General features: G+C 74.7%; 19 protein-coding genes. 3 read left to right on the forward strand and 16 right to left on the reverse strand.

From position 1 onward, the window contains the following. Nucleotides 1-336: 336 nt before the first annotated feature. From OH807_RS12445 to OH807_RS12520, 16 genes are all read right to left on the reverse strand, one after another. The gene (locus tag OH807_RS12445) at nt 337-1,068 is read right to left on the reverse strand and encodes a VIT1/CCC1 transporter family protein (protein WP_406197598.1); all 732 of its coding nucleotides are present in this window, start codon (nt 1,066-1,068) and stop codon (nt 337-339) included. Between the two features lie 154 nt (nt 1,069-1,222). Further along, on the reverse strand, nt 1,223-2,311 hold the full coding sequence (lgt, locus tag OH807_RS12450) for a prolipoprotein diacylglyceryl transferase (RefSeq protein WP_406197600.1): 1,089 nt from the start codon (nt 2,309-2,311) through the stop codon (nt 1,223-1,225). Nucleotides 2,312-2,445: 134 nt separating this feature from the next. Continuing rightward, on the reverse strand, nt 2,446-3,309 hold the full coding sequence (locus OH807_RS12455; RefSeq protein ID WP_406197602.1) for a DsbA family protein: 864 nt from the start codon (nt 3,307-3,309) through the stop codon (nt 2,446-2,448). A gap of 62 nt (nt 3,310-3,371) precedes the next feature. Further along, nucleotides 3,372-3,860, reverse strand: coding sequence for a MauE/DoxX family redox-associated membrane protein (locus OH807_RS12460; RefSeq protein ID WP_406197604.1), 489 nt, complete (start codon nt 3,858-3,860; stop codon nt 3,372-3,374). A gap of 125 nt (nt 3,861-3,985) precedes the next feature. Continuing rightward, on the reverse strand, nt 3,986-4,249 hold the full coding sequence (locus tag OH807_RS12465) for a hypothetical protein (RefSeq protein WP_406197606.1): 264 nt from the start codon (nt 4,247-4,249) through the stop codon (nt 3,986-3,988). Between the two features lie 260 nt (nt 4,250-4,509). Further along, nucleotides 4,510-5,337 (reverse strand): tryptophan synthase subunit alpha, encoded by an 828-nt coding sequence (trpA, locus tag OH807_RS12470; protein WP_406197608.1) that lies wholly within the window; start codon nt 5,335-5,337, stop codon nt 4,510-4,512. Nucleotide 5,338: 1 nt separating this feature from the next. Then, a complete protein-coding gene (trpB, locus tag OH807_RS12475; RefSeq protein ID WP_406210940.1) occupies nt 5,339-6,589 on the reverse strand; it encodes a tryptophan synthase subunit beta in 1,251 nt (416 codons plus the stop codon). Nucleotides 6,590-6,636: 47 nt separating this feature from the next. Then, nucleotides 6,637-6,786: a tryptophan biosynthesis modulator TrpM gene (gene trpM / locus OH807_RS12480; RefSeq protein ID WP_406197610.1), complete on the reverse strand. Its 150-nt coding sequence runs from the start codon at nt 6,784-6,786 to the stop codon at nt 6,637-6,639. A 10-nt stretch (nt 6,787-6,796) separates the two neighbouring features. Next, entirely contained in the window at nt 6,797-7,603 is an 807-nt protein-coding gene (gene trpC, locus OH807_RS12485) for an indole-3-glycerol phosphate synthase TrpC (RefSeq protein ID WP_406197612.1), read from the reverse strand. 264 nt (nt 7,604-7,867) lie between these two features. Next, nucleotides 7,868-8,308 (reverse strand): DUF2752 domain-containing protein, encoded by a 441-nt coding sequence (locus OH807_RS12490; protein ID WP_406197614.1) that lies wholly within the window; start codon nt 8,306-8,308, stop codon nt 7,868-7,870. 103 nt (nt 8,309-8,411) lie between these two features. Next, nucleotides 8,412-8,654, reverse strand: a complete 243-nt coding sequence (locus OH807_RS12495; protein ID WP_406197616.1) for an HGxxPAAW family protein — start codon at nt 8,652-8,654, stop codon at nt 8,412-8,414. 211 nt (nt 8,655-8,865) lie between these two features. Further along, entirely contained in the window at nt 8,866-9,489 is a 624-nt protein-coding gene (locus OH807_RS12500) for a TIGR02234 family membrane protein (protein WP_406197618.1), read from the reverse strand. Then, nucleotides 9,486-9,992 carry a Uma2 family endonuclease gene (locus OH807_RS12505; protein ID WP_406197620.1) on the reverse strand — a complete coding sequence of 169 codons (507 nt, stop codon included), beginning with the start codon at nt 9,990-9,992 and terminating at the stop codon, nt 9,486-9,488. The genes OH807_RS12500 and OH807_RS12505 overlap by 4 nt, the downstream gene beginning before the upstream one ends. Nucleotides 9,993-10,104: 112 nt before the next feature. Continuing rightward, nucleotides 10,105-11,625: an anthranilate synthase component I gene (locus tag OH807_RS12510; RefSeq protein ID WP_406197622.1), complete on the reverse strand. Its 1,521-nt coding sequence runs from the start codon at nt 11,623-11,625 to the stop codon at nt 10,105-10,107. 33 nt (nt 11,626-11,658) lie between these two features. After that, nucleotides 11,659-12,036 (reverse strand): phosphoribosyl-AMP cyclohydrolase, encoded by a 378-nt coding sequence (gene hisI, locus OH807_RS12515; RefSeq protein ID WP_406197624.1) that lies wholly within the window; start codon nt 12,034-12,036, stop codon nt 11,659-11,661. Nucleotides 12,037-12,099: 63 nt separating this feature from the next. Continuing rightward, on the reverse strand, nt 12,100-12,573 hold the full coding sequence (locus tag OH807_RS12520) for a hypothetical protein (RefSeq protein WP_406197626.1): 474 nt from the start codon (nt 12,571-12,573) through the stop codon (nt 12,100-12,102). 133 nt (nt 12,574-12,706) lie between these two features. Here OH807_RS12520 and OH807_RS12525 point away from each other — a divergent pair, with 133 nt between their 5' ends. From OH807_RS12525 to OH807_RS12535, 3 genes are all read left to right on the forward strand, one after another. Then, the gene (locus tag OH807_RS12525; RefSeq protein WP_406197627.1) at nt 12,707-13,348 is read left to right on the forward strand and encodes a hypothetical protein; all 642 of its coding nucleotides are present in this window, start codon (nt 12,707-12,709) and stop codon (nt 13,346-13,348) included. A gap of 91 nt (nt 13,349-13,439) precedes the next feature. Further along, nucleotides 13,440-14,090 (forward strand): TIGR03085 family metal-binding protein, encoded by a 651-nt coding sequence (locus OH807_RS12530; RefSeq protein ID WP_406197629.1) that lies wholly within the window; start codon nt 13,440-13,442, stop codon nt 14,088-14,090. Between the two features lie 131 nt (nt 14,091-14,221). After that, nucleotides 14,222-15,004: a VOC family protein gene (locus OH807_RS12535; protein WP_406197631.1), complete on the forward strand. Its 783-nt coding sequence runs from the start codon at nt 14,222-14,224 to the stop codon at nt 15,002-15,004. Nucleotides 15,005-15,023 lie beyond the last annotated feature (19 nt).

A 15,023-nucleotide genomic window follows, 5' to 3' on the forward strand; every position in this document is an offset into this window, starting at 1 on the left:
CCCAAGATCCCGGGAAGCGGAATGTCGCGTCCACATCGCGGACAGATCCGCAGGTCAAGGGTGAAATGAGGGGCGTGCCACGGTGCACGTCCCGTCGATTGTGCCCGCCGCGCGGCGGACCGAAACAGGGGCGAAATCCCCCGGCTACAGAAGCCGATCAAGGTCGCCTGCGATTCCATCCCCGGGGCCGGGGCACAGGATGCGAATCAGCGGCTCCCGAGCCCGGATAGTGAGACTAGGCCAGGTGACGCCGGCTCTCCATGTGCGGAACGTCACGCACTGCGGAGCATAACCATGCAGGTCGCTGTACCTTCCCACGATCCGGGCCCGCCCCGCTCAGCCGACCTGGCCGCCGATCACCCAGCCGAGCAGGTACGTCACCCCGGCCGCCGCCGCGCCCAGCACCAGCTGCCGCAGCCCGCTGAACCACCAGCTCCGGGCCGTCACCCGGGCCACCACGGCCCCGCAGGCGAACAGGCCGGCCACCGAGAGCAGCAGGGCCGGCAGCAGCGAGGTCGCGCCGAGCAGGTAGGGCAGCAGCGGCAGCAGCGCACCGACCGCGAAGCAGACGAACGACGACCCGGCCGCCACCCACGGCGAGGGCAGGTCGTGCGGGTCGACCCCGAGCTCCTCCCGGACGTGCACCTCCAGCGTCCGGCCCGGGTCGGCGGAGAGCTGGCGGGCCACCTCGTGCGCCAGCTCCGGCTCCACCCCGCGCGCCTCGTACAGCTGGGCCAGCTCGGCCAGCTCGCCCTGCGGGTTGCGGCGCAGCTCCAGCCGTTCCGCCTCGATCTCGGCCTGCACCAGCTCGCGCTGCGAGGCCACCGAGGTGTACTCCCCCGCCGCCATCGAGCAGGCGCCGGCCGCCAGGCCGGCCAGGCCGGTGAGCACCACCGTGCTGCTGGAGGCCGCGCCGCCGACCACGCCGGTCATCAGCGCGAAGTTGGAGACCAGCCCGTCCATCGCGCCGAACACGGCCGGCCGCAGCCAGCCGCCGTTCACGTCGCGGTGGTGCCCGGCGGCGGGTATGCGGGGGTGGTGCCCGGCCTCGGGTTCAAGGGTGGTCACGCTCACGGTTCTCGGGCCTCCGTCGGATCGTCTGATGACTCGAAAGTAGTCCGCGGGGCCCGGGCATTTCCAGCAAAGTAAGGCTGTCCGAACAGCGCTCCGGCCGCCCTGCGCGGAGTGTCCGCGGGCGGCCGGAGTCGGGGAGATTCCCAGGTCAGGTGAGGTTCTTGGCTTCCTTGCCGGTCGGCTCGGCGCTCGCTTCGGCCGGCTCGGCGTCCACGTTTTTGTCCGAGGGGCGGGACGCCGCGGAGCTGCCGGCCGCGCCCTTCCCGCTGTCGCCGGCGTCCTTCGCCGTACCGCCGCCGTCCTTCGCGTCCTTCGCGTCCTTCAGGTCCTTCAGGTACTGGGCGTCGTCGGAGCCCTCGTCGGACGCGTCGGCCTCACCGGCCGCACCGGCGGCACCGGCCGCGTCGGGCGCCATCGGGTCGACGGTCGCCGGGTCCTCCCGGCCGGGGCGCTTGCGGCCCACGATCACCAGGTACGCGACGGCGCCCAGGAAGACCGCGATCGACACCCAGTCGTTGAGCCGCAGCCCGAAGAAGGTGTGCGCCTCGTCGATGCGCAGCCACTCGGTCCAGAACCGGCCGGCCGTGTAGGCCGCCACGTACAGCGCGAACGCCCGGCCGTGGCCGAGGGTGAACCGGCGGTCCGCCCAGATCACCAGCAGCGCGACGCCGACACACCAGAGCGACTCGTAGAGGAAGGTCGGGTGGTAGATCCCGGTGACGATCTCGCCGTTCGGCAGCGTCTTGTCGATCTCCAGGCCCCACGGGAGGGTCGTCTCCCGGCCGTAGAGCTCCTGGTTGAACCAGTTGCCCCAGCGGCCGATCGCCTGGGCCAGCGCGATGCCGGGCGCGATCGCGTCGGCGTACGCGGGCAGCGGCACGCCCCGGCGGCGGGCGCCGATCCAGGCACCGACCGCGCCGAGCGCGATGGCGCCCCAGATCCCGAGGCCGCCCTCCCAGATCTTGAAGGCGTTCCAGGGGTTCTTCCCCTCGCCGAAGTACAGCTGGTTGTCGGTGATCACGTGGTAGAGCCGGCCGCCGACCAGGCCGAACGGCACAGCCCAGACGGCGATGTCGCCGACCGTGTGCTTGCCACCGCCCCGGGCGACCCAGCGCTTGCTGCCGAGCCAGACGGCCACGACGACACCGAGGATGATGCAGAAGGCGTAGGCGCGCAGCGGGACGGGTCCGAGGTACAGGACGCCCCGTGACGGGCTGGGAATGTAGGCGATATCCATGGCAGCTCCGACGCTACAGGGTCGGTGGCCCGCCCCGGGCACCCCGTCGGTCACAGATCCCGAACAACAGGGTGCCCGCGGACGCCCGCGGCCCCCTCCGGACGGGGAGGGGGCCGCGGCGGCCGGGCCGGCGGTCAGCCGGCGTTCGGCGAAGGGTTGTTGCTCTCCGAGGCGGTGCTGGTCGGGGCCGGGGACTGGCCGTGCGAGCCGGTCGCGCCCAGCTGCTTGCCCTGGTTGGCGGCGTCCACCCACTTCACCAGGTTCTGCGGGGTGATCTCGTCGGCGCCGTTCTTCGGGTAGATCGGCTGGCCGTTGAGCAGCACCGTCGGTGTCGACTTGTAGCTGGACTTGTCGAAGTCCTGCTGGACGGCGGAGACCCAGCCGCCGAACGTGTTGTTGTTGACGCAGGCCTCGAAGGCGGGGGTGTCCAGGCCGTTGACCTGCTTGGCCAGGCTGATCAGGGTGGCCTTGTCGCCGAAGGCGTCGTTGGTCTCGTCCGGCTGGTTGCGGTAGAGCACGTCGTGGTAGTCGCGGAAGTGCCCGGCGTCCTGGGCGCAGGCCAGTGCGTTGGCGGCGGTCTTGGAGCCCTTGCCCGGCACGGCCCGGTCGATGAACGAGACGATGTGGTAGTTCGTGTAGATCTTGCCGGCGTCCTCCAGCTGGTCGACGGTCGACGAGAACTCGCGTTCGAAGATGCCGCAGGCGGGGCAGCGCGGGTCCTCGTAGACGGTGAGGACGGACGGGGCGTCGGCCGCGCCGACCGGGATCACCAGGTTCTTGTCACCGATCGTGCCGGCCGGGGCCGCGGCCGGGGTCTCCGGCTTGGAGCGCTGGTTCTGCACCACGACGCCGGTGACGACGGCGGCGGCGATCACCGCCAGCGCCACCCCGCCGATCACCAGCTTCTTCTTCCGGCGGTCGCGGGCCTCGTCGGCCGCCCGGTCCGCCAGCATCCGCTCGCGGGCGGTGCGCTTGCCTTCTCGGTTCTTCTCGCTCATCTGCCTTGACATCCACAATCGGGGGAGGGCCTGCTCGGGGTGGGTGCGGGGGTGCCCGCCGGTCAGCTCGCCAGCCAGCCGTCCACGGAGAACTTGGTGCGCGGCCACCGGATCAGCCAGGCCGCGAGCACCAGGAATCCGGTGTCGCGCAGGATCTCCTGGAGGTACTCGGTCTGCGAGGCGTCCACCGCCCCGCCGCCGCCGAAGCAGCCGCAGTCGATCGAGATGCCGCGCGCCCAGGCGGAGGCGATCCCCGCGATGAACGCGAGCAGCAGCAGCGCGGAGATCACGGCGACCAGCCGCACCCCCAGCCCGATCAGCAGCAGCAGGGCGAGCGCGAGCTCCAGGAACGGCAGCGCGTACCCCACCGGCTTGACCAGGGACTCGGGCAGGATCTCGTAGGCCCGGACGGCCTGGGCGGCCTCGGCCGGGTCGGCGATCTTGGCCAGTCCGGCCCAGCCCCAGACCACGGCGAGGCCCAGCCGCACCGCCGTACCGAGCCATTCCGTCCACGCCGCACGGCTGCGCCGCACCGCCGGTCCGGCCGTCATAGAGGAAACCCCCTCGGGAAACACCATCACGTGCTGATGAACCGTAAGGGATGAAGCCCGGTTCCTCCATATTCAGGAATTAAGCCGAAAGAGTGATGGCTTCTGACGTTCTGTCCTAATCCGCGCTAGCGGCTGTTCGAACCGCAGCCGGGGGGCGGCCACCCCGGCCCGGAGAGCTCCGCGCGGCCCTGCGGACCGGACCGGGCCGCCCGCGCCACCGCCTCCACCCGGGCCGCCTGCGCGCAGACGTACGCCTCCCGCTCGGCCCGCTCGGCCCCGCGCTTGGCCAGCGCCTCCCCCACCACGGTGTGGTCGGCCCCCACCGCGGCGCCCAGGACCAGCAGGGCGGCGGCGGCCCGCAGCAGGACGGCTCGCTGGAGACACGGCACCGGCAGACCCCTTCGCTCGCTTGACGCCCCCGAGCACGTCGTTCGTGCACCTGTCCCTCCACTCAACGCCGGTCAACCGCACCTGATGCGTGGGAGCGTCACTGTTCACCCGTTCGGGTCCCCCCGGCGGCCGGCAGGGGTCGTCGGCACGGGCGGCCGACAGGGCCGGCCGGGGGCCCGCGCGCGGTCGGGAGGGCCGGGGAACGCGGACGGCCCGCCGCCCCCGGGGAGGGGGCGACGGGCCGTCCGGGCGTGGCTGCCTACCGGCGGCGGACGCCCTCCGCCAGCTCGCCGGCCAGGGTGCGGACGGCCGCCAGGGCGGCCTGCTCGTCACCGGCGGCGTCCAGGATCCGCTGGACGAAGGCCGAGCCGACGATCACGCCGTCGGCGAAGGCCGCCACCTGGGCCGCCTGGTCGGCCGTCGAGACGCCGAGACCGACGCAGACCGGCAGGTCGGTGGTGGCCCGGGTCCGGGCGACCAGGTCCTCGGCGAGGTCGCCGACCTGGGCCCGGGAGCCGGTCACGCCCATCACCGCGGCGGCGTAGACGAAGCCGGAGCCGGCCGCGGTGACCTCGGCGAGGCGCTTGTCCCGGCTGCTCGGGGCGACCACGAAGACGGTGGCGAGGCCGTGCTCCTCCGCCGCCTTGCGCCACTCCTCGGACTCCTCCACCGGCAGGTCCGGCAGGATGCAGCCGACGCCGCCGGCGGCGGCCAGGTCCGCGGCGAAGCGCGCGGTGCCGTAGCGCTCGACCGGGTTCCAGTAGGTCATCACCAGCACGGCGGCCGCGGGCTGCGCGGCGGCCACCTCCTGGACGGTGCGCAGCACGTCCTTGATCTTCACGCCGGCCCGCAGCGCGATGTCGTCGGCGGTCTGGATGGTCGGACCGTCCAGCACCGGGTCGGAGTGCGGCAGGCCGATCTCGACGATGTCGCAGCCGCCCTCGACGAGCGCGTTGACGGCGCGCACGCCGCCGTCGACGCTCGGGAAGCCGGCCGGCAGGTAGCCGATCAGCGCGGCGCGGTCCGCGGCCCTGGCGGCGGCCAGGATGCCGCCGAGCTTGTCGGTCCCGTTGGGCTTGTCGGCCATGTCACTTACCCCCGTGGGCGGAGCCGGCGCCCGGCTCGTCGTACAGGCCGAAGTACTCGGCCGCGGTGTGCATGTCCTTGTCGCCGCGCCCGGAGAGCGAGACCAGGACGGTGGCCCCGGGGCCGAGCTCGCGGCCCAGCTCCAGGGCGCCGGCCAGCGCGTGGGCGCTCTCGATGGCCGGGATGATGCCCTCGGTGCGGGACAGCAGCCGCAGCGCCTGCATGGCGGCGTCGTCGGTGACCGGGCGGTACTCGGCCCGGCCGGTGTCCTTCAGCCAGGCGTGCTCCGGGCCGACGCCCGGGTAGTCGAGGCCGGCCGAGATCGAGTGCGACTCGATGGTCTGGCCGTCCTCGTCCTGCAGGACGTACGTCCGGGAGCCGTGCAGCACGCCCGGGTCGCCCTTGGTGAGGGTGGCGGCGTGCTTGGGGGTGTCGGCGCCCTCACCGGCCGCCTCGCAGCCGATCAGGCGCACCCCGGCGTCCGGGATGAACTCGTGGAAGATGCCCATCGCGTTGGAGCCGCCGCCGACGCAGGCGACGACGGCGTCCGGGAGCCGGCCGGTGCGCTCCAGCACCTGCTCGCGGGCCTCGACGCCGATCACCCGGTGGAAGTCGCGGACCATCATCGGGAACGGGTGCGGGCCGGCCACCGTGCCGAACAGGTAGTGGGTGGAGTCCACGTTGGCGACCCAGTCGCGGAACGCCTCGTTGATGGCGTCCTTGAGGGTGCGGCTGCCGGAGGTCACCGAGACGACCTCGGCGCCGAGCATCCGCATCCGGGCGACGTTCAGCGCCTGGCGCTGGGTGTCGACCTCGCCCATGTAGATGGTGCAGTCGAAGCCGAACAGCGCGCAGGCGGTGGCGGTGGCCACGCCGTGCTGGCCGGCGCCGGTCTCGGCGATGATCCGGGTCTTGCCCATCCGGCGGGTGAGCAGGGCCTGGCCCAGCACGTTGTTGATCTTGTGCGAGCCGGTGTGGTTGAGGTCCTCGCGCTTGAGCAGGACGCGCGCGCCACCCGCCTCGGCGGAGAACCGGTGCACGTCGGTCAGCGGGCTGGGGCGGCCGGTGTAGTCCTTGAGCAGCGCGTCGAGCTCGGCGGTGAAGGCCGGGTCGGTCTTGGCCTTCTCGTACTCCTCGGCGACCTGTTCCACGGCGGCGACCAGCGCCTCCGGGATGAAGCGGCCGCCGTAGGCGCCGAAGTAGCCCCGGGCGTCCGGCACCTCGGCGCCGGGCAGGTAGTCCTTCTCGGACATGGTGAAGTCCTTCTCGAAGATGACGACAGTGACGTCGGAACGGCTGGTCAGCCGTGCGTCCTGCGCCATCGACGGCCCTGCACCTGCCCGGGCTCGCAGCCGATCACGTAGCGCACCCGCCTGCCCAGCACCCGGCGTGCGGGCGCGCGGCAGCCGCGCGGGCGGCAACCGGGAGCGAGGCGGGTGGCGAGTTTCATGGCGGCGGGGTCAGTCCTTGTGCCGGAGGGCGGGGTGGGCCCCGGCCGCGACCAGGTCGGCCACCGCGGCGCGCGGGTCCTTGCCGGTCACCAGGGACTCGCCGACCAGCACCGCGTCGGCACCGAGGTTGGCGTAGGAGATCACGTCGAGCGGGCCGCGCACGCCGGACTCGGCGATCTTGACGATACCGTCCGGGATCGCGTGGACGACGTTGCCGAAGGTGTTGCGGTCCACTTCGAGGGTCTTGAGGTTGCGCGCGTTGACGCCGATGATCCGCGCGCCGGCGTCCACCGCGCGGGCGATCTCCTCCTCGTCGTGCACCTCGACCAGCGGCGTGAGGCCGATCGACTCGGCGCGCTCGATCAGCGACACCAGGGCCGGCTGTTCGAGGGCCGCAACGATCAGCAGCGCGAGGTCGGCACCGTGGGCCCGGGCCTCCCAGAGCTGGTACGCGGTGACGATGAAGTCCTTGCGCAGCAGCGGGGTGTCCACCGCGGCACGGACGGCGTCCAGGTCGGCGAGCGATCCGCCGAAGCGGCGCTGCTCGGTCAGGACGCTGATCGCGGCGGCACCGCCGGCCGCGTAGTCGGACGCCAGCGCGGCCGGGTCGGCGATCGCGGCCAGCGCGCCCTTGGACGGGCTGGAACGCTTGACCTCGCAGATCACCCGTACGCCGTCGCCCCGGAGGGCGGCCACACCGTCCTTGGCGTCCGGGGCCTTGGCGGCGAGTTCCTTGAGCTGGTCCAGGGAAACCCGGGCCTGCCGCTCGGCGAGGTCCTCGCGGACCCCGTCGATGATCGTGTCGAGGACACTCATGCACCCACCTCGCTTCGCTCGGCGGGCGCTGAGCGCGACACGCCCCTTACTTCGGTTCGCTCGCTCCGCTGAGTCACGGGGCGCCCCCATCATGGTCTGCCGGCCGGAGCCGGCGAGTAGCCGGACGGCCAGAGGGGTCGTCGGCCCTTCGATGGTATCGGCACCGGGGGGCGCGAGGCGCATCCACCCGGCGCGCGTCTCGCGGAACGGACGCCCCCGGGACCCCTCCCAACTGCGACTTCACACCGCCCCCACGGCCCGGGCTCAGAGCGGCGGCGGTGCCAGCCCCGCCCCGATCGGCAGGTTGCGGACCACTGTGAACACCAGCAGGAGCAGTGCCACCAGCGCCCAGCGGCGCGGGTCCGGCCCGATCCGGGGTGCCGGGCCGCCGGTCAGCGCGGCCCACACCCAGCGCACCCAGAGCACCGCCAGCACCGTGAACAGCAGGACGGCGGGCGCGTTGTCGTGCAGGGCGGTGCTGAGGTCGCCGTGGGTCAGCGCGTTGACGCAGCGCAGCCCGCCGCAGCCCGGGCACCACCAGCCGGTGGCCGCCAGGAACGGACAGGTCGGGTAGTGGCCGGGGGCGTTCGGATCCACCACGGCGAGGTACCCGGTGGGGACGGCCACCGCGGCCAGGGCGGCCAGCGGCGCGCCCAGCCGGCGCAGGACGGGTGGCCGGGCGGAGGCGGTGGGAGCGGCGTTCACGCCCCTGATTCTGCCCGGCCGCACGGCCGACGGGAACCGTGACACAGCGGCCGCGACAGGAAACGGCGGGCATGCGCCCGCCGTTCACCGGGTACCGCGGGGATCAGGCGGCGACGAGCGCGGCCTGCTCCTCGGGGGTGTACACGTGGGGGCTGGGCTGCTTGCCCATGCCCGCCATCGACATGGCCTTGCCGACCACGCCGCCGACCAGGACGACCGCGAGACCGGCCCAGACCAGCAGCACCGACGGCAGGATCATCGCGACACCCGCGATGGCGAAGCCGACGAAGGTGATGGTCACGCCGGTCCAGGCGGCGGCGTTGTGGCCGTGTGCTGCAGCTGACATCGATGGTGCTCCTTGTCTCGGGGCCCGGCCGGGCCCTGCGGGCCGCCGGCGGGTTGACGCTCTCCATTGTGCCGGGCCGTACGGCGGCACCCCAAGGCGGGTGCTCGTCTATCGGGTCACACCCCCGGCGGCGCCCCGGGCGGGGGTGCGGCGGCCCGGCGCGGACCGCGCGGGCGGCCCGCGGAGCCGCGGGCACAGCGGCCGGCAGGGATCAGAGCGCGGTCGGGTCCTCGCCGCGGTCCAGCGCCTTCCAGAGGTCGGACGGGCTCTCCGCGGCCTTCGCCGGGGCCTTGCGGGTCGGTGCGTCGTACCGGCTGCCCATGGCCGGCCAGCCGCGCCCGTAGCGGGCGGTGAGCAGCCCGGCCAGCGCCAGCAGCAGCCCGCCGGCCAGCGCCACCCAGGGCCAGCCGGTGTGGCCGACCGCGGTCGCGGCGGTGCCGGAGAGCGCGAGCCGGGCGGCCGCCTCGCTGTCCAGCGCGACGGTGTCGCCCGCCCCGGCGGCGGCAGCGGCCGCGGCCCCGAGGCCGGCCAGCAGGGTCAGTACGCCGACCGCGATCCGGCCGGCGCCGCGCACCGCGAACACGGCGAGCGCCGCGGCCAGGGCCACCAGCGCCAGCCCGCCGGGCAGTTCGGAGATCCGGCTGCCGGTGACGGACACCTCCAGGGTGCCGGCCCGGCCCTCGGACCAGACCCGGCCGGCGGCGGTCAGCACCAGCACCACGCCCAGCAGGGTCAGCAGCAGCATCAGGCCGAGCGTGCGCCGCCCGGCCTTGGCGGGGGCGGCGGGCGGCCCGGCGGGGGCGGCTTCGGCACGGGGCTGGTCAGGAACGCTCACCCGTCCACTATCCCCCGGCCGGTGTCCGGGCCCGTACCCGGGGTCGGCCGCCCCGCGGAGAAGTCGTCGGTCCGCAGCACCAGCGTCCGCCCCGCCAGCGGGAGGAACAGGTCGTTGCCGAACGGCACGTGCTCGGCCTCCCGGTAGGCGCCGCCCGGTGCGGGCGCGGTGTGGACGGTGCAGACCTCCGCCGCCGGGTCGACCACCACGTGGGTCGCGATGCCGCACTCCGCGTAGGCCCGCGCCCTGGCGGCGTGCTCCGGGGCCCGGCCCGGCGGGGCCACGTCGAGGACCGCCTCGACGTCCCGCACCCGGTAGCGCCCCCGGCCGTCGGGCCGGGCGCCGGGGGCGAGCACCACCAGGTCGGGGGCGTCCCCGACGGCCCCGGCCGGGCAGTCGATCACGGCGTCCGGCAGGACGCGGCCGCGGCCCGCGAGCTGCTCGCCGATCTGCGCCGCGGCGCCGCGGACGACCGCCCGCCGGTCCTCGTCCTGCGGCTCCATGGGGATCCCTCCGTCCGTGGCCGGCGCCCGGTGCCCCCGGAGTGCTCGTCCGCCGGGGGGCGGCCCGGGCGTTCACCGGGGGCGGTGCGGCCGGCCCGCCTCCTGCGGCGGCTCACACCACCGGCGTGCGCAGCGTATTCGCGGTGGCCACGGCCCGCAGGACGGCGGCCGCCTTGTTGCGGCACTCGGTGTCCTCGCCGTGCGGGTCGGAGTCGGCGACCACACCCGCGCCGGCCTGGACGTAGGCGGTGCCGTCGCGCAGCACCGCGGTGCGGATGGCGATCGCGGTGTCGGAGTCCCCCGCGAAGTCCAGGTAGCCGACGCAGCCGCCGTACAGGCCGCGGCGGGTGGGCTCCAGCTCCTCGATGATGCGCATCGCGCGCGGCTTCGGCGCGCCGGACAGGGTGCCGGCGGGGAAGCAGGCGGTCAGCACGTCGAAGGCGGTCCGCCCGGGTGCCACCCGGCCGGTGACGGTCGAGACGATGTGCATGACGTGGCTGTACCGCTCGATCTGCATGAAGTCGACCACCTCGACGCTGCCCGGCTCGCAGACCCGGCCGAGGTCGTTGCGGCCGAGGTCGACCAGCATCAGGTGCTCGGCCCGCTCCTTCGGGTCGGCGAGCAGTTCGGCGGCCAGCCCGGCGTCCTCGTGCGGGGTGGCGCCGCGGTGCCGGGTGCCGGCGATCGGGTGCAGCATCGCCTCGCCGCCGGTCACCTTGACCAGCGCCTCCGGGCTGGAGCCGACCACGTCGAAGCCGCCCTCGGCGCCGCCGTCCGGGCCGGGGAAGCGGAACAGGTACATGTACGGGCTGGGGTTGGTGGTGCGCAGCACCCGGTAGACGTCCAGCGCGGAGGCCGGGCAGGGCGCCTCGAAGCGCTGCGAGGGGACGACCTGGAACGCCTCACCCGCCCGGATCCGCTCCTTGACCTCCTCGACGGCCGCCCGGTAGGGCGCGCCGCCGAACGGCGAGCGGACCTCGCCGGGGCCGGACGGGGTGAAGGTGGCCAGCCCCGGGTCGACCGGCTTCAGCAGGTCGGTCTCCATCGCGTCGAGCCGGGCCACCGCGTCGGCGTAGGCCTCGTCCACGCCGCTGGCGAGGTCGTTGTGGTTGACGGCGTTGGCGATCAGCAGCACCGTGCCGTCGGCGTGGTCCAGCACGGCGAGGTCGGTGGTGAGCAGCATGGTCAGCTCGGGGAGCAACAGGTCGTCCGGGTTGAGGTCGGGCAGCTTCTCCAGCCGGCGGACGATGTCGTAGCCGAGGTAGCCGACCAGGCCGCCGGTGAGCGGCGGGAGGCCGTCGTCGGTGCCGCGCGGGGTGTGCAGCGCCTCCAGGGCGGCGCGCAGCACGTCGAGCGGGTCGCCGGTGGTGGGGATGCCGACCGGCGGTGCGCCGTGCCAGCGGGCGTCGCCGTCCGGGCCGGCGGTGAGCACCGCGGCGCTGCGGACGCCGACGAAGGAGTACCGGGACCAGCTGCGGCCCTGCTCGGCGGACTCCAGCAGGAAGGTGCCGGGGCGCTCGCCCGCGAGGCTGCGGTACAGGCCGATCGGGGTGAGGCCGTCCGCGAGGAGCCTGCGGGTGACCGGGATGACCCGGGTGTCGACGGCGAGCTTGCGGAAGGCTTCGAGGTCCATGGCGGGCGGCACCTTAGGGGTGAGAGGGGGCGGTCAGGCGAGCGGGAGCACGTCGGCGTCGAAGCAGGTGCGCTCGCCGGTGTGGCAGGCGGCGCCGGTCTGGTCGACCTTGACCAGCAGGGTGTCCCCGTCGCAGTCCAGCGCGACCGACCTGACCGCCTGGACGTGGCCGGAGGTGTCGCCCTTCACCCAGTACTCGCTGCGGCTGCGGCTCCAGTAGGTGCAGCGGCCGGTGGTGAGGGTGCGGTGCAACGCCTCGTCGTCCATCCAGCCGAGCATCAGCACCTCGCCGGTGTCGTACTGCTGGGCGATGGCCGGGAGCAGGCCGTCGCCGGTGCGCTTGAGCCGGGCGGCGATCGCGGGGTCGAGGGCGGTGGAGCCCGGGGCGGCGGGCGTGCTGGGGGTCGGCATGGGGCCATTGTGTCAGCCCGGCCCGGCCCGCCGGCCCCCTGCCCGGATCGCGGCCCGGCCGGGTCAGGCGTGCCGTTCGCAGCCGTCCGGCCAGATCCGGTGGACGTAGAGCCCGGCCTGCCGGGCCAGTGCGGCCACCCGGGCCGGTTCGGTGCCCGGCCCGCCGTCCCAGACGGCGATCAGCTCGTCGATCATGCCGACCAGGGCCCGCCCGGTGTCGTCGCCGAGGCCGCCGTGCTCGGCGGCGGCGAGCCGGTGGACGGCGTTGGCCTCGTTCATCAGCCGCAGCCGGGTGCTGCGGTGCCCGTCGTCGGCGCGGCCGAAGACGGACGCCCCGGCGGGGACGATGACCTCAAGTTTTCCGCCGTGCTCCGTCACGGAGTCGGCGAACCACGTCTCCGGGCCCTCGTCGGCGCAGGTGACGCCGACGAGTTCGTACGGGCCGAAGGTGGTGACCAGCTTCCAGAGGTCTCCGCGGACCAGCATCTCGGTGATGCCACCCGACAGGCCCCGGTGACCGGTGATTCCGACGCGCATCCGCCTACTCCTGGGATCGTGCCGTGCCGGGGCGAGCCTATCCGACCGCGGCCGGCCGCCCCGGGCCGGTCTGCTCGTACGAGTTGTGCCAACCGGCTGCCGAACGGCCCCGGCTTGGGCCATCCTCGTGGCCATGACCTCCGAGCAGCCGGCCACCGAACCGCCGGCCTCCGCGCAGCCGGCCTCCGCGCAGCCGGCCTCCGCGCGGCCGGCCGAAGGCACCGCCCGCCCGTCGCGGGGCCTGGTCCTCGCCGTCTCGGCCGTGCTGGCCGTGCTGCTCGCGGTGGTCGCCGTCCTGCTGCTGTGGCCGGAGAAGAAGCCGGTCGCCCTGCCGCCGCCGCCCACGCCGGTCGCCACCACCCCGAGCCCGACGCCGACTCCCGTGCCGACACCGACGCCGACCCCGTCCAGGGTGGTGCCGTACACCTTCTTCCCGGTCGGCTCCTGCTTCGACCACCCGCAGCTGAACAAGACGGTCACCAAGCCGGAGGCCCGGCCCTGCGAGGGCGAGCACGACGGCGAGTCGGTCGCCACCCTGCTGCTGCCCGAGGGGCTGACCGGCGACGGCCAGATCAGCAAGGCGATGCGGGAGGGCTGCAAGGACCAGCAGGCGGCCGCGGAGGCCCGCCAGGGCGGTGGCGGCCCGTACTACGGCTACCCGGTCGGCCCGTCGACGGCCTTCTACCAGCAGGGGTGGCGGGACTACACCTGCACCCTGACGGCCAGCAACCACCCGGGCGGCACCAGGCTCACCGGCCACCTGAAGCAGCCCTGAACGTCCTTTCCCCGCGAGGTACTTCACGCCGCCGGCCGACGGGCCTCGGGCACGGCCCGGCCCGGCCCGGGGTAAGCCCTAGGCTTGGCCCATGCCGAACCACGCCCTCGCCGAGCGCCACCGTCTGGCCGAACTCCTGGCCGCCGCCGGGCCGGACGCCCCCACCCTCTGCGCCGGGTGGTCCACCCGGGACCTCGCCGCCCACCTGGTGCTCCGGGAGCGCCGGCCGGACGCCGCGGCGGGCATCCGGATCGGCCCGCTGGCCGGCTGGACGGGCCGGGTGCAGCGCGGGTACGCCGAGCGCCCCTACGAGGAGTTGCTGCGGCTGTTCCGCTCCGGCCCGCCGCCGTTCTCGCTGTTCGCTCTCCCCGGCGCCGACGAGGCGGCCAACACGGTCGAGTACTTCGTGCACGCCGAGGACGTCCGCCGCGGGGGCGCCGACCCGCAGCCGCAGGCGGTGCCGCCGGGCCGGGCCGAGGCGCTCTGGCGCCGGCTGCCGCTGCTGGCCCGGCTGGAGGCGGGCCGCCGCTCCCCCGTCCGGCTGGAACTGCGCCGCCCGGACGGGCCGGCCGTGACGGTCGGCCCCGCGGGATCCCCCACCGTACGGATCACCGGCGAGCCGGCCGAGCTGATCCTGTTCGTCCACGGGCGCGGCGAGCGCACGGAGCTGGCCGTGGACGGCCCGCCGGACGCGCTCGCCGCGCTGCGGCACGTGCTCCCGCTGCCGCCCGCGCGGGCCTGACGGCCCCCGCGGCCGCGTCCCGGCTGCGGGCGGCGGTGGCGGGGTGCAGACTCGCAGGTGGCCGGGGCGGAGCGCGTCCGCGCCTCCGCGAACCCGCCCGGCCGTCCTGTTCCGTCGAAGGGGCACCACCCATGCTCACCACCGACTTCCCCCAAGGCTCGCCCTGCTGGCTCGACCTGGGCAGCCCGGACCCGGCCGCGGCCGCCGCCTTCTACGGCGCGGTGTTCGGCTGGACCTTCCAGGCGCTCGGCCCCGAGGCCGGCGGCTACGGCTTCCTGCAGGCCGACGGCCGGACCGTGGCCGCGGTCGGCGCGCTCACCGAGGAGGGCGCGCAGTCCGCCTGGACGACGTACTTCCGGACGCCCGACGCGGAGGCCACCGCGCGGGCCGTCCGGGCCGCGGGCGGCGAGGTCCGGGTCGAGCCGTTCGACGTCATGCAGGCCGGGCGGATGGCCCAGCTGACCGACCCGCAGGGTGCCCGGTTCGCGGTCTGGCAGTCCGGCACCACCATCGGCCTGGACGCCGTCTCCACCGACAACGCGCTGGTCTGGGCCGAGCTGCACACCCCTGACCAGGAGGCCGGCGCGGCCTTCTACGCCACGGTCTTCGGCTGGCGCTCGGAGAAGTTCCCGGCGCCGGGGATGAGCTACCTGGTGCTCTCCCCCGCCGACGGCGACCAGCAGGCCACCTCCTTCGGCGGCATCGCGCCGGTCATGGCCGAGGCCGAACCGCCGTCCTGGACGCCGTACTTCGCGACCGGGGTGGTGGACGAGCTGGTCGGCCGGGCGGAGCGGGCCGGCGGCAAGGTGCTGATGGGCGCCGAGGACGTCCAGAACGTCGGCCGGATCGCCTGGCTGGCCGACCCGTTCGGCGCACCGTTCGCCCTGATCAAGGGCGACCCGCAGCAGAGCTGAACCCACGGGGCCGGCCCAC

This window comes from Kitasatospora sp. NBC_01560 (assembly GCF_045208415.1).
Lineage (GTDB): Bacteria > Actinomycetota > Actinomycetes > Streptomycetales > Streptomycetaceae > Kitasatospora.

Coding starts and splice junctions, on each gene's coding strand:
- hisI (WP_406197624.1), bottom strand. CDS start 12,036: ATGCCGACCCCCAGCACGCCCGCCGCCCCGGGCTCCACCGCCCTCGAC.
- OH807_RS12455 (WP_406197602.1), bottom strand. CDS start 3,309: ATGAGCGAGAAGAACCGAGAAGGCAAGCGCACCGCCCGCGAGCGGATG.
- OH807_RS12530 (WP_406197629.1), top strand. CDS start 13,440: ATGCCGAACCACGCCCTCGCCGAGCGCCACCGTCTGGCCGAACTCCTG.
- trpB (WP_406210940.1), bottom strand. CDS start 6,589: ATGTCCGAGAAGGACTACCTGCCCGGCGCCGAGGTGCCGGACGCCCGG.
- OH807_RS12535 (WP_406197631.1), top strand. CDS start 14,222: ATGCTCACCACCGACTTCCCCCAAGGCTCGCCCTGCTGGCTCGACCTG.
- lgt (WP_406197600.1), bottom strand. CDS start 2,311: ATGGATATCGCCTACATTCCCAGCCCGTCACGGGGCGTCCTGTACCTC.
- OH807_RS12520 (WP_406197626.1), bottom strand. CDS start 12,573: ATGCGCGTCGGAATCACCGGTCACCGGGGCCTGTCGGGTGGCATCACC.
- OH807_RS12525 (WP_406197627.1), top strand. CDS start 12,707: ATGACCTCCGAGCAGCCGGCCACCGAACCGCCGGCCTCCGCGCAGCCG.
- OH807_RS12460 (WP_406197604.1), bottom strand. CDS start 3,860: ATGACGGCCGGACCGGCGGTGCGGCGCAGCCGTGCGGCGTGGACGGAA.
- OH807_RS12510 (WP_406197622.1), bottom strand. CDS start 11,625: ATGGACCTCGAAGCCTTCCGCAAGCTCGCCGTCGACACCCGGGTCATC.
- trpA (WP_406197608.1), bottom strand. CDS start 5,337: ATGGCCGACAAGCCCAACGGGACCGACAAGCTCGGCGGCATCCTGGCC.
- trpC (WP_406197612.1), bottom strand. CDS start 7,603: ATGAGTGTCCTCGACACGATCATCGACGGGGTCCGCGAGGACCTCGCC.
- OH807_RS12495 (WP_406197616.1), bottom strand. CDS start 8,654: ATGTCAGCTGCAGCACACGGCCACAACGCCGCCGCCTGGACCGGCGTG.
- OH807_RS12505 (WP_406197620.1), bottom strand. CDS start 9,992: ATGGAGCCGCAGGACGAGGACCGGCGGGCGGTCGTCCGCGGCGCCGCG.
- trpM (WP_406197610.1), bottom strand. CDS start 6,786: ATGAAACTCGCCACCCGCCTCGCTCCCGGTTGCCGCCCGCGCGGCTGC.